The organism is Enterobacter cloacae complex sp. SHL001 (assembly GCF_049236825.1).
Taxonomy (GTDB): domain Bacteria; phylum Pseudomonadota; class Gammaproteobacteria; order Enterobacterales; family Enterobacteriaceae; genus Enterobacter; species Enterobacter hormaechei_C.
Genome location: NZ_JBMKIP010000007.1, coordinates 40533 through 52708 on the forward strand (window position 1 = coordinate 40533; position 12176 = coordinate 52708).

Consider the following 12176-nt stretch of genomic DNA (forward strand, 5'->3'; position numbering starts at 1 on the left):
ACCTTTCTAGTTGTTACGCCTGCTGACAATCAGCAATAGCGCCAAGTACGACTTCGTGCGGCACTCCGCCGCGCACTTCACTTTTCCCTATTGCAAGCGGGAGTACCAGACGCATCTCACCTGCCAATACTTTTTTATCGCGCATCATGTGGGGAAGGTACGCCTGCGCAGACATTTCCTGCGGACCACTCACCGGCAAGCCAGCACGTTTAAGCAACGCGATGATACGTGCTGTCTCTTCCGGCCTGAACTGCCCCAGACGTTCAGAGGCTCGCGCCGCCATAACCATTCCGGCAGCGACAGCTTCACCGTGAAGCCAGTTACCGTAGCCCATTTCGGCTTCGATCGCATGACCAAACGTATGCCCCAGATTCAGTAAAGCACGTAAGCCGGTTTCACGCTCATCTGCGGCAACGACTTCTGCTTTCAGCTCACAACAACGGCGAATACAGTAGGCCATTGCCTGCCCGTCGAGGCGCAGCAGCGCATCCATATTCTCTTCCAGCCAGGTGAAGAATTCCCCGTCAAGAATAATGCCGTATTTGATCACTTCTGCAAGGCCGGACGCCAGTTCGCGCGCTGGCAAGGTTTTCAGACAGTCGAGATCCACCACCACCGAGGCAGGCTGGTAGAACGCGCCAATCATGTTTTTGCCGAGCGGATGGTTAACCGCCGTTTTACCGCCCACAGAAGAATCGACCTGTGAGAGCAACGTGGTTGGAATTTGAATAAAGCGCACGCCGCGCTGATAGCTGGCGGCTGCAAAACCGGTCAGATCGCCCACAACGCCGCCGCCCAGGGCAAGCAGTGTTGTATCACGACCGTGCGGTTTTTGCAGAAGTGCGGTAAAGACGGTATCCAGTACCGTCAGGCTTTTGTACTGCTCGCCATCGGGCAGAATCACACTGTCGACCTTCACGCCCGCCTGCTCAAGCAGGTGACGTACACGGTCGAGATAAAGCGGAGCCAGCGTCTCGTTGGTGACCAGCATCGCCTGATCACCCGCTTTCAGTGGTAAGAAGGAAGCTGGGTCGTTAAACAAACCAGCCGCGATGGTGATAGGGTAACTACGTTCCCCGAGAGTAACTGTAATCCTCTCCATGACGCGACATCCACCTTAAATGCTTTTACCCGCAGGCGAGTGTATATAAAGCCAGAATCAGTTGCTTTCCAGCATATGAATAATCTGGTTTGCAACCACTTTAGCGCTTTGATCGTCAGTACGAATGGTCACATCAGCAATCTCTTCGTACAGAGGATTGCGTTCATCGGCCAAAGCTTCCAGAACTTCACGTGGCGGTGTTTCAACCTGCAACAACGGGCGCTTTTTATCACGCTGCGTGCGTGCCAGCTGTTTTTCGATGGTCGTCTCAAGATAGACCACTACGCCACGGGCGGAGAGACGGTTGCGGGTTTCGCGAGATTTTACAGAGCCGCCGCCAGTTGCCAGCACAATGCCCTGTTTTTCCGTGAGTTCGTTGATCACTTTTTCTTCTCGGTCACGGAAACCTTCTTCGCCTTCTACGTCGAAGACCCAGCCCACATCCGCTCCGGTTCGTTTCTCAATCTCTTGATCAGAATCGTAAAATTCCATATTGAGTTGTTGAGCTAACTGACGCCCAATAGTGCTTTTGCCGGCACCCATAGGCCCAACCAGAAAGATATTGCGTTTCTCTGCCATTTTTTCGGTACTACTAAGACTATTCGTTAATGGTAATCCCCGCTGCGCAGACACCCGGCGTAGCAGGACATGAACTGAAACCTCATTTGCAATAGAGCGAGAGTCAGACGAAAAATTATCTCAATACTCCGGCTTGTTTGGCAACTGATTAAATCACCGTTCCCGGCGCATAAGGAAATAAGACGTAAGTCCAACTCAAATCGGTACTCCTTGTATGCTAATTCATGCCCCACGTCAAACATCTGCAACAAACTGAATGCAAAATCATTGCGGGGATCGTTACCCATTACTGAATACTGACCAGACGTGGCGTGATAAACACCACTAACTCGCGCCGTTCATTATCTTTTCCGTCATGGCGGAACAGCTGACCCAGCCACGGAATGTTGCCCAGCACGGGCACGCTGTCGCGTCCGGTTTTATTCTTTTGCGAAAAGATCCCGCCCAGCGCGAGCGTTTCCCCACTTTTTACCTCAACCTGCGTTTCGATCTCCTGCTTATCGATCGCCAGCGTTTCGCCGTCTGCCTGTTGCAGCACCTGGCCGGGCATATTTTCACTGATATGCAGTTTCAGGCGCACGCGACCACCCGGCAGGACCACCGGCGTGACCTCCATGCCTAATACCGCCTCTTTAAATTCAACGGATGTCGCCCCGCTCTCGCCGCTGGAAACCTGATACGGAATTTCGCTGCCCTGCTTGATGCTGGCCGGCTGCATGTGTGACGCCAGCAGCCGCGGGCTGGCGATGATATCCACCTGCTGCTTTTGCTCAAGCGCCGACAACTCAAGATCCAGCATCCTGCCGTTGATGCGCCCGATGTTAAACCCTGCGTGGGTGGTTGCACTGGCCACCGACAGGTCCGCCCCCAGCGTCGTGACCTGACCCACCTTACCGGCCTCCGTTGCGTCAGCGAGGTTCCATTTCCCCCCCAGTTCACGCAGGCTTTTTTCACTGATGGTCACAATCTGCGCCGCCAGTTCCACCTGCTCGACGGGCAGATCCATCTGCACAGCCCAGCGCTGGAGCATATCCACCACCGTCTGGTTATCCCTGACCAGGAAACGGTTGGTGCGCTTGTCGACGGAGAGACTGCCTTTCGGGCTTAAGAGCTTTTCTGCCGCTTTTTGCAATTCGGCTGCATCCGCATAAGCAAACGGAATGCTGTGAGAGTGCAGCGGGGCGTCAAGCAGACGCTGGGCCCGCTCCTGCTCTTTACGCGTCTGTTGCTCCCGTTGCCAGGCCGCCGTATGCACATAAAAAATGCCGCCCTCTTCCCGCAATACCAGCCCGGCGCAGTTCACTACTGTCTGAAGCGCCTGTCTCCAGGGCACCCGCGTTAAATTCAGCGAAAGCGAACCGCTGACATCCGGCGACACCACCAGATTGCGCTCCTCCTGCGCCACCAGCGCCTGTAATATCTGCACCACCGGGACATCATCCACCAGCAGGGTGACCGGTTTTGGCGTCGCGGCCCACAGGGGCTGGCTGAGTGCCGCCAGTAACAGCCCTATCCTTATCTTCACTTTTTTTCGTTCCTTCTCGTTGCCATGTCCATCGCTTCGGCTCGCACATGTCGCCGACATCAACGGTCAGTTGTTGTTTATCTATCGCGCTCACCCGCCAGCCTGTCGGTAACCGCACCTGCGTATTTACCCGGTGCCAGCGTTTCTGCCCGTCCTGCATAAGGCCGATATCCCTGCTGCCGCTGACTCCCCCCTGATACCGCCACTGGCTGAGCTGCCCGGCTGCGCAACGCTCTTCCGGTACAGAGAAGGGATCCCGCATCCCGGTCAGGAAAAGTGGAGAAAGCAGGATCAGCAAACGGGCTTTACTGCGCATGACCGATCTCCAGTTGCAGGCTGAGGCGTAACTGTTTGCCCTGTGGGGTGATGGAAAACGCACTCACCCGCGCGTTCTCAAGCGCCAGCCGGGAAAAGAGCGCCGGGACCGCGCCCCAGGAGGCATCCAGCGCCAGCTCTCCCCCACTCTGCTGCGGCTTCCAGTACACCAGCCTTGCGCCCTCACGCTGAAAAGCCAGGGGAGAAAAGAGCCGCGAGGGCATCACTTGCGTAACCACTGCTCTCCGTCCGGCCTCTGGCCACAGCGAGGCGTTGATTCGCTTCGCACTGATGGCCTGCGCCTGAATATCGGCGTAACGCAGAGCAGCGGGCCTGAGCAGCAGTCCCCAAATTGCCCACGCAACAAGCCCCGATGCGATCAACCAGCAAAGGACGCGCCGGGAAGGACGTGCATCAGTCCAGCGTTGATACCAGATACCCACGGGCTACCTCCGGCTATGCAGTTGAAAAGAGAAAATCCATCGCCCCTGGCTATCCTGTTGCATTTCGCCTGCCGGTCCGGGGTTAAATCCCGTCACCCTTTTCAGGGCATCGGTCATGGCGGTGAGCGCTGGCAGTGAGGTGGTATAGCCGGTCAGGGTCAGCGAGGGTGGCTGATAACGCAGCGCCGTTAGCCACGCCTGCCGGGGCATTGCGCTGGCAAGGGACTCCAGCGCAGGTTGCCAGGCCGGATCAAACGGCAGCGAAGGGGTTTTCTGCCCCGCTGACTGCGGCTGACGGGCTCTCAATACTTTCTGTACCGCACGTGTCCCCGCCAGTTCGCTCTGCAACGCCTGTAATGCGAGAGTCTGCGTCGCCCGCAGGCTGATACTCCCCGCCAGCATCACCAGCCATGAGCCAGCAAACAGCAGCCCCCAGAAACGCAGACGCTGATTACGTTGCTGCCGACGCCAGGGTAAAAGATTGGGCATGCTCATTACGGCGCCTCGCTCATGGCCAGCGCCAGGGCGACGGTGTAATCAGCACCGCATTCCGGCAACGGCGGCTGGCACAGCGTCACCGCTTCCCAGGGATCGCGGGCAGCATCAAACACGGCGATATCAGAAGGAGAAAGCGCAAGCAGCGCCGCCAGTTCATTCACCGTCGCCGCTTCTGTGGTGTAGCGCCGCCCCCACTGGTGACGCATCGCCCATAGCCACTGGTGTTGATCTCTCCAGGCGACGCACCGGGCGGGGGCAACAGCAGAGAGAAGATTAGCCAGCGCGCCGGCATCCGGGGCGATTGCTGCCAGACGCAAACGCAGCGCGTTCGCCAGCGTCAACAGGGTATCGACCTCTCTGTTTTGCGCTGCTGTAACCTGAAAAGTGTTGCTGAACGTATCCTGCGCGTAGTCAAAGCAGAGCGTATCGGCGGGCATCTCCAGCTCACGCGCTAATGCGGCGCCTACCCAAGTGAGCTGTTCGCTGTCACGCAAGGTAACGGATGGACGGGGCAACGCGCGTTGCAGAACGCGCGTCGCCGGAAATGAGAGAAATACCCGATGCGAGTGCGGCAATGTTTTCCGCCAGCCACGTAATGCGTTAACCAGCTGTTCTGGCTTAAGTATTTTGCCTTCCCCGATAACGCCGTCCGACAGCGGCACCGCCCACCAGCGCCGTAAACGCCAACCGGCCCGCTCTCTGGTCAGCGCTACCGCAACCACCTTATCCTGTTGAATATGAACGCCTGTTTGCCACGTTTTAAAAGCCATGCTTCACGATCTCCTTATCGCCCGTCGGAGTGACGGCTATATCAATGAATCAGGCTTGCCTTTATACTACCGCGCGATTGTTTAGAAACTGCCCAGGCTAAACCAAATGGGAAATCTCCGGTGAAGTTCGTAAAGTATTTATTGATCCTTGCAGTCTGTTGCATTCTGCTGGGAGCAGGCTCGATTATTGGTTTGTACAAATATGTCGAGCCGCAACTCCCTGATGTCGCCACGCTTCGTGATGTGCGGCTTCAGATCCCTATGCAGGTCTATAGCGCCGATGGTGAACTGATGGCGCAATACGGCGAGAAACGTCGTATCCCTCTGACCTTAAATCAAATTCCACCCGTGATGGTGAAGGCTTTTATCGCCACCGAGGACAGCCGTTTTTACGAGCACCACGGTGTCGATCCGGTCGGTATTTTCCGTGCGGCAAGCGTGGCGCTGTTCTCCGGTCATGCCTCTCAGGGGGCAAGTACCATTACCCAGCAGCTGGCGCGTAACTTCTTCCTCAGCCCGGAAAAGACGCTGATGCGTAAGATCAAAGAGGTGTTCCTCGCGATCCGCATTGAGCAACTGCTGAGCAAAGACGAGATCCTTGAGCTTTACCTCAACAAGATCTATCTGGGCTACCGCGCCTATGGCGTAGGGGCTGCGGCTCAGGTCTATTTTGGTAAGCCGATCGATCAGCTCACGCTGAGCGAAATGGCGACCATTGCCGGCCTGCCAAAAGCGCCATCCACGTTTAACCCGCTCTACTCGCTGGACCGCGCCACCGCGCGCCGTAACGTGGTGCTGTCGCGTATGTTGAGCGAAGGCTATATCAGCCAGTCTGAATACGATAAGGCGCGCAGCGACGTTATTGACGCCAATTACCATGCGCCGGAAATTGCTTTCTCTGCACCGTATCTCACTGAAATGGTTCGCCAGGAGATGGTGAGTCGCTACGGTGATAAAGCGTATGAAGATGGTTATCGCGTCTATACCACCGTGACCCGCAAGGTGCAGCAGGCTGCCCAGCAGGCGGTGCGTAATAACGTGATGGATTACGATATGCGTCACGGCTATCGCGGCCCGTCCAACGTGCTGTGGAAAGTGGGTGAAGGCGCATGGGACAGTAAAAAAATCACGGATTCCCTGAAAGCGCTGCCGACCTATGGCCCGCTGCGTCCGGCGGTCGTCACCCAGGCCGATCCACAGGAAGCAGTGGCGATGATGGCCGATGGCACATCCGTTTCGCTGCGCATGGAGGGTGTCCGCTGGGCGCGTCCATACCGTTCTGACACCCTTCAGGGGCCAACGCCACGTAAAGTGACCGATGTCGTACAAATCGGACAACAAATCTGGGTGCGTCAGGTCGGCGATGCCTGGTGGCTGGCACAGGTGCCGGACGTAAACTCTGCGCTGGTCTCCATCAATCCGCAGAACGGCGCCGTGATGGCGCTGGTTGGCGGGTTCGATTTCAACCAGAGCAAATTTAACCGCGCGACCCAGGCGCTGCGTCAGGTTGGTTCGAACATCAAACCGTTCCTGTATACCGCGGCGATGGATAAGGGGCTGACTCTCGCCAGCATTCTCAACGACGTGCCAATTTCCCGCTGGGATGCCGGTGCGGGCTCTGACTGGCAGCCGAAGAACTCTCCGGCGCAATACGCTGGCCCTATCCGTCTGCGCCAGGGCCTTGGCCAGTCGAAGAACGTGGTCATGGTTCGCGCGATGCGTGCGATGGGCGTGGATTATGCGGCAGAGTATCTGCAACGCTTTGGCTTCCCGGCGCAAAACATCGTTCATACTGAATCTCTGGCGCTCGGCTCCGCGTCCTTTACGCCGCTCCAGGTTGCGCGAGGCTACTCGGTGATGGCGAACGGCGGCTTCCTGGTCGATCCGTATTTCATCAGCAAAATAGAGAACGATCAGGGCGGCGTACTGTTTGAAGCGAAACCGAAAATTGCCTGCCCTGAATGCGATATTCCGGTGATTTACGGCGACACGCCAAAATCCAATGTCCTGGAAAACAAGGATATGGAAGATGTGGCGATCTCTCAGGAACGTCAGAATCTGGCGGTGCCGCAGCCGCAGCTGGAACAGGCCAATCAGGCGCTGGTCGCCCAGAGTGGCGCGCAGGAGTATGCCCCGCACGTGATCAGCACGCCGCTGTCGTTCCTGATTAAGAGCGCACTGAACACCAACATCTTTGGTGAACCGGGCTGGCAAGGCACCGGCTGGCGAGCGGGCCGCGATTTGCAGCGCCACGACATCGGCGGAAAAACCGGGACAACCAACAGTTCAAAAGATGCCTGGTTCTCAGGTTATGGCCCGGGGGTTGTCACCTCCGTCTGGATTGGTTTTGACGATCACCGCCGCGATCTGGGGCGCACGACCGCCTCTGGCGCGATTAAAGATCAGATTTCCGGTTACGAAGGCGGCGCGAAGAGTGCGCAACCTGCCTGGGATGCATACATGAAGGCCGTTCTCGAGGGCGTACCAGAGCAGCCGCTAACGCCTCCACCGGGCGTGGTGACGGTGAATATCGACCGCAGTACCGGACAGCTCGCGAATGGCGGTAACAGCCGTGCCGAGTATTTCATCGAGGGCACTCAGCCAACCACGCAGGCAGTGCATGAGGTGGGTACGGAATTGATTGATAACGGCGAAACGCACGAGCTGTTCTGACGCCAACAAAAAAGCCGGGTGGCGACTACGCCTGACCCGGCCTACAACGTCAATGCAAAACGGCAACCTTCGGTTGCCGTTTTTAATGGTGGCGCTACAAACGCCCCTGTCCCTTCAGCCACTCCCGCACCAGGAACAGTGCGCTCACGTTGCGCGCCTCGTTAAAGTCAGGATCTTCCAGCAAATCCATCAGATGAGCCAGCGGCCAGCGAACCTGCGGTAGCGGTTCCGGCTCGTCTCCTTCCAGCGATTCAGGATAGAGATCTTCCGCGACAACGATGTTCATTTTGCTGGAGAAATAGGACGGTGCCATGCTCAGCTTTTTCAGGAACGTCAGCTCTTTCGCGCCAAAACCGACCTCTTCTTTCAGCTCCCGGTTTGCCGCTTCAAACACCGTTTCGCCCGGATCGATCAGTCCTTTGGAGAAACCCAGCTCGTAGGATTCTGTGCCCACGGCGTATTCACGAATGAGGATCAGGTGCTCGTCGACGATGGGCACAATCATCACCGCTTCACGCGAGGAGGGGCGCATACGCTCATAAACACGACGCACACCGTTGCTGAACTCCAGATCCACGCTTTCGACATTAAACAGACGCGATTTCGCGACGGTTTCAACATTCAGAATGGTGGGCTTTTGTAAGGGTTTGGTCATCTTGACGGGTCTTTGCTGGGTGAACTGGCTTTATTGTGCGATACGCCGCACGGTTTCGGCAATGTCAATTGCTCTTTATTTACATTTATGCAACGTAACTGTTGGCGATTCTCATTTCAAAACAAATGTCAAGAGGTTGAAATGTTTCCAGGAATTTGCTGATATCGCGCCGGAACAGGCTTTGTTATCATTACCGGTCACTGGGATGCGCGTCAACATGCTCAAGTTAGACTCCATACTTGCCGATAGCCGACCACAGAATCTCATTCATTGTACAAAAGGTGCGACTGACAACACCTGTAAGAAGATAAGTAAGATGGGGAAAGCATGAGCACCATTTTGATTTTTCTCGCTGCTGTGCTGGCCTGCGCGTCGATTGCGGTGTGGGTATTCAGGCGCCGCGTACATCGCCGTTATCGGCTGCCCTTTTTGAACGCGTTTGCCGGGGCAAACACGCGCAAGCTTTCGCCAGAGGAACGCAGCACCGTTGAGCAGTATCTCGACACGCTGAACCGATCCCGGCTTTCGCCTGGCCCTACCGGTGCCAGCGCCGCCCCCGTATCGCTCAACCTGAACGCCCAAAGTGACACCGTTCTGTGCGTAACGCGCTCCATTACCCGCTACGGTATTACAACCGACGATCCCAACAAGTGGCGTTACTATCTCGACTCTGTTGAAGTGCACCTGCCTCCCTTCTGGGAGCAGTATATTAACGACGAAAACAGCGTCGAGCTCATCCATACCGATACGCTGCCGCTGGTTATCTCCCTCAATGGTCATACTCTGAGCGAATATGTTCAGGAAGCGCCACGCTTTGCGCTGGAACGCGCAAGCGGAACGCAGGCCTCTATTCGCGGTGAAGAGACTGAGCAGATCGAACTGCTGAACATCCGCCAGGAGACGCATGAAGAGTACGTCCTGAGCCGCCCGGATGGCATTCGCGAAGCGGTGTTGATTGTCGCCTCGTTCCTGCTCTTTTTCATCTGCCTGCTGACGCCGGACGTGTTTGTTCCGTGGCTCGCGGGTGGCGCAGTACTGCTTCTGGCCGCCGGGCTGTGGGGCATATTTGCTCCGCCGGCAAAAACGTCATTACGCGAAATTCACTGCCTGCGCGGAACCCCAAAACGCTGGGGACTGTTCGGTGAGAACGATCAGGAACATATCAACAATATCTCGCTCGGGATCATCGATCTTATCTATCCGCGCCACTGGCAGCCGTGGATTGCGCAGGACCTTGGCCACAAAACGGATATTGATATCTATCTCGACCGCCACGTTGTACGCCAGGGGCGCTACTTATCCCTGCACGACGAAGTGAAAAACTTCCCGCTTCAGCACTGGCTCCGCAGCGCGGTGATTGCCGGTGGTGCCGCGTTAATCTTCGTCATGCTGCTGCTCTTCGTGCCGCTGGATATGCCGATTAAATTTACCCTGTCGTGGATCAAAGGGGCGCAAACTGTGGAAGCCACCAGCGTACAGCAGCTCGAAGAAGCGGGTGTACGCGTGGGAGATACGTTGCGCCTCAAAGGCACCGGGATGTGTAATATCCACACGCCGGGCGCCTGGAACACGCGCCAGAACTCGCCGTTCGCGCCGTTCGACTGCTCTCAGATCATCTGGAATGACGCCTCTCCGCTGCCGCTGCCGGAATCAGATGTGGTCAACAAGGCCACTGCGCTCACCCAGACGATTAATCGCCAGCTCCATCCAAAACCGGATGATGATTCTCGCGTCAGCCCTGCCCTGCGTTCGGCTATTCAGAAGTCGGGCATGGTACTGCTGGATGACTTTGGCGAAATCGTCCTGAAAACAGAGGATCTCTGTTCCGCCCAGGATGACTGTATCCGACTGAAGAACGCGCTGGTCAACCTCGGCAACAGCAAAGACTGGGACGCGCTGGTGAAACGCGCCGAAGCGGGACGCCTGGACGGTGTGAACGTGCTTCTGCGTCCGGTCAGCGCCGAGTCGCTGGATAACCTGGTGGCGACCTCTACCGCCCCCTTCGTGATGCGTGAAACCACCCGTGCCGCCCAGGCGCTTAATAGCCCGGCGCCGGGCGGTTTTGTGATTGCCAGCGATGAAGGCAGCGACCTGGTGGATCAACCTTATCCGCAGGTTTCGCTGTATGACTATCCGGCCCAGGAGCAGTGGAGCGAATTCCAGCGTCTGGCGCAGATGCTGATGCAGACGCCATTCAGCGCGGAAGGGATCGTCACCACCCTCTTTACCGACGCCAACGGCACGCGTCATATTGGCCTGCACCGTATGCCGGATAGCGCTGGCCTGTGGCGCTATATAGGGACATCCCTGCTGATGATTGCGATGCTGGCGTGCATCGTCTGGAACGGTTATCAGGCCGTACGCCGCTATCAGCGTTCCCGCACGCGGCTGGCAGAAATCCAGGCCTACTACGAAAATTGCCTTAACCCGAAACTGATCTCCTCTTCCGAGAGCCTGATCGGATAACGTCCCTGCGCGACAAGTTGTGCTACCCTGTCGCGCACGTTTCTTCTGGCTGGAGTTCCCCCTTATGCATCTTAATATCGACTGGCAGGCGGTCGATACCGTCCTGCTTGATATGGACGGCACGCTGCTTGATCTCGCCTTTGATAACTATTTCTGGCAAAAGCTGGTCCCGGAAACATACGGTGAACAGCAGGGGATCTCCCCGGCGGAAGCGCAGGAATTCATTCGTTCGCAATATAGCGCGGTGCAGCATACGCTAAACTGGTACTGTCTTGACTACTGGAGCGAGCGACTCGGTTTGGATATTTGTGCCATGACCACCGCCCAGGGCGCACGCGCTGTACTGCGCGACGATACGGTCCCGTTCCTGGATGCGCTGAAAGCCTGCGGTAAGCGCCGCATTTTGCTGACGAATGCGCATCCCCATAACCTGGCCGTGAAGCTGGAACATACCGGTCTTGCTTCACACCTTGATTTATTGCTTTCCACCCACACATTTGGTTATCCGAAAGAGGATCAGCGGTTGTGGCATGCCGTGGTGGAAGAGACCGGTTTACAGCCTGAACGCACGCTGTTTATTGACGACAGCGAGCCGATTCTGGATTCTGCGGCCGCTTTTGGCATTCGCTATTGTCTGGGCGTGACTAATCCGGATTCCGGCCTGGCTGAAAAAAGCTATCTGCGACATCCGGGGCTGAACGACTATCGCCGGATGATCCCCTCACTCACCGTGAAGGAGACGCCATGAAAGAAAAACCCTCTGATGGGGTAAGACTGGATAAATGGCTGTGGGCCGCCCGTTTTTACAAAACGCGCGCCCTTGCCCGTGAAATGGTTGATGGCGGAAAGGTGCATTACAACGGTCAGCGCAGCAAACCGAGCAAGCTGGTTGAACTGAATGCCACGCTAACGCTTCGCCAGGGCAACGATGAGAAAACGGTGGTGGTGAAAGCCATTACCGAGCAGCGGCGGCCCGCAACCGAAGCCGTTTTGCTGTATGAAGAGACGGCCGAAAGCATAGAGAAGCGCGAGAAAACCGCGCTGGCGCGCAAGATGAATGCGCTGACCATGCCTCACCCGGACCGGCGACCGGATAAAAAAGAGCGCCGCGATCTGATGAAATTTAAACACGGTGAGAGCGAGTAACCCT

Annotated in this window: 12 protein-coding genes; 4 read left to right on the forward strand and 8 right to left on the reverse strand. The window is 56.7% G+C overall.

Translation table 11 applies throughout. The features are described 5' to 3' along the window. Positions 1-13: 13 nt before the first annotated feature. The 7 genes from aroB to pilM all read right to left on the reverse strand — a co-directional run bounded on the left by aroB (position 14) and on the right by pilM (position 5232). Positions 14-1102 carry a 3-dehydroquinate synthase gene (gene aroB / locus ACOTYH_RS17905; RefSeq protein WP_003861631.1) on the reverse strand — a complete coding sequence of 363 codons (1089 nt, stop codon included), beginning with the start codon at positions 1100-1102 and terminating at the stop codon, positions 14-16. A gap of 57 nt (positions 1103-1159) precedes the next feature. Continuing rightward, positions 1160-1681: a shikimate kinase AroK gene (aroK, locus tag ACOTYH_RS17910; protein ID WP_003861630.1), complete on the reverse strand. Its 522-nt coding sequence runs from the start codon at positions 1679-1681 to the stop codon at positions 1160-1162. Between the two features lie 286 nt (positions 1682-1967). Beyond that, complete coding sequence (gene hofQ, locus ACOTYH_RS17915) at positions 1968-3206, reverse strand: DNA uptake porin HofQ (RefSeq protein WP_421637852.1); 1239 nt, start codon at positions 3204-3206, stop codon at positions 1968-1970. Further along, positions 3118-3522 carry a HofP DNA utilization family protein gene (locus ACOTYH_RS17920; protein WP_234095384.1) on the reverse strand — a complete coding sequence of 135 codons (405 nt, stop codon included), beginning with the start codon at positions 3520-3522 and terminating at the stop codon, positions 3118-3120. Before ACOTYH_RS17920 ends, hofQ begins: the two co-directional genes overlap by 89 nt. Continuing rightward, a complete protein-coding gene (locus tag ACOTYH_RS17925; protein ID WP_023295534.1) occupies positions 3512-3964 on the reverse strand; it encodes a hypothetical protein in 453 nt (150 codons plus the stop codon). The genes ACOTYH_RS17920 and ACOTYH_RS17925 overlap by 11 nt, the downstream gene beginning before the upstream one ends. Positions 3965-3967: 3 nt before the next feature. Next, on the reverse strand, positions 3968-4459 hold the full coding sequence (locus ACOTYH_RS17930; protein ID WP_421637853.1) for a PilN domain-containing protein: 492 nt from the start codon (positions 4457-4459) through the stop codon (positions 3968-3970). Next, the gene (gene pilM / locus ACOTYH_RS17935) at positions 4459-5232 is read right to left on the reverse strand and encodes a pilus assembly protein PilM (RefSeq protein WP_017384153.1); all 774 of its coding nucleotides are present in this window, start codon (positions 5230-5232) and stop codon (positions 4459-4461) included. The genes ACOTYH_RS17930 and pilM overlap by 1 nt, the downstream gene beginning before the upstream one ends. Before the next feature lie 120 nt (positions 5233-5352). On the opposite strand from pilM, the gene mrcA reads away from it, so the two are divergent. Further along, positions 5353-7905 (forward strand): peptidoglycan glycosyltransferase/peptidoglycan DD-transpeptidase MrcA, encoded by a 2553-nt coding sequence (mrcA, locus tag ACOTYH_RS17940; RefSeq protein WP_045907643.1) that lies wholly within the window; start codon positions 5353-5355, stop codon positions 7903-7905. A 94-nt stretch (positions 7906-7999) separates the two neighbouring features. Here the strand turns inward: mrcA and nudE are convergent, their stop codons facing one another. Further along, positions 8000-8560, reverse strand: coding sequence for an ADP compounds hydrolase NudE (gene nudE, locus ACOTYH_RS17945; RefSeq protein WP_003861622.1), 561 nt, complete (start codon positions 8558-8560; stop codon positions 8000-8002). A 327-nt stretch (positions 8561-8887) separates the two neighbouring features. Between nudE and ACOTYH_RS17950 the strand changes: the two genes are divergently transcribed. From ACOTYH_RS17950 to hslR, 3 genes are all read left to right on the forward strand, one after another. Beyond that, the gene (locus tag ACOTYH_RS17950) at positions 8888-11026 is read left to right on the forward strand and encodes an intracellular growth attenuator family protein (protein ID WP_063138910.1); all 2139 of its coding nucleotides are present in this window, start codon (positions 8888-8890) and stop codon (positions 11024-11026) included. A gap of 64 nt (positions 11027-11090) precedes the next feature. Then, on the forward strand, positions 11091-11774 hold the full coding sequence (yrfG, locus tag ACOTYH_RS17955; protein ID WP_000550486.1) for a GMP/IMP nucleotidase: 684 nt from the start codon (positions 11091-11093) through the stop codon (positions 11772-11774). Further along, a complete protein-coding gene (gene hslR / locus ACOTYH_RS17960; RefSeq protein ID WP_003861618.1) occupies positions 11771-12172 on the forward strand; it encodes a ribosome-associated heat shock protein Hsp15 in 402 nt (133 codons plus the stop codon). Before yrfG ends, hslR begins: the two co-directional genes overlap by 4 nt. The last annotated feature ends 4 nt before the right edge of the window (positions 12173-12176 follow it).

Coding starts and splice junctions, on each gene's coding strand:
- aroB (WP_003861631.1), bottom strand. CDS start 1,102: ATGGAGAGGATTACAGTTACTCTCGGGGAACGTAGTTACCCTATCACC.
- aroK (WP_003861630.1), bottom strand. CDS start 1,681: ATGGCAGAGAAACGCAATATCTTTCTGGTTGGGCCTATGGGTGCCGGC.
- ACOTYH_RS17920 (WP_234095384.1), bottom strand. CDS start 3,522: ATGCGCAGTAAAGCCCGTTTGCTGATCCTGCTTTCTCCACTTTTCCTG.
- ACOTYH_RS17930 (WP_421637853.1), bottom strand. CDS start 4,459: ATGAGCATGCCCAATCTTTTACCCTGGCGTCGGCAGCAACGTAATCAG.
- pilM (WP_017384153.1), bottom strand. CDS start 5,232: ATGGCTTTTAAAACGTGGCAAACAGGCGTTCATATTCAACAGGATAAG.
- nudE (WP_003861622.1), bottom strand. CDS start 8,560: ATGACCAAACCCTTACAAAAGCCCACCATTCTGAATGTTGAAACCGTC.
- ACOTYH_RS17950 (WP_063138910.1), top strand. CDS start 8,888: ATGAGCACCATTTTGATTTTTCTCGCTGCTGTGCTGGCCTGCGCGTCG.
- yrfG (WP_000550486.1), top strand. CDS start 11,091: ATGCATCTTAATATCGACTGGCAGGCGGTCGATACCGTCCTGCTTGAT.
- hslR (WP_003861618.1), top strand. CDS start 11,771: ATGAAAGAAAAACCCTCTGATGGGGTAAGACTGGATAAATGGCTGTGG.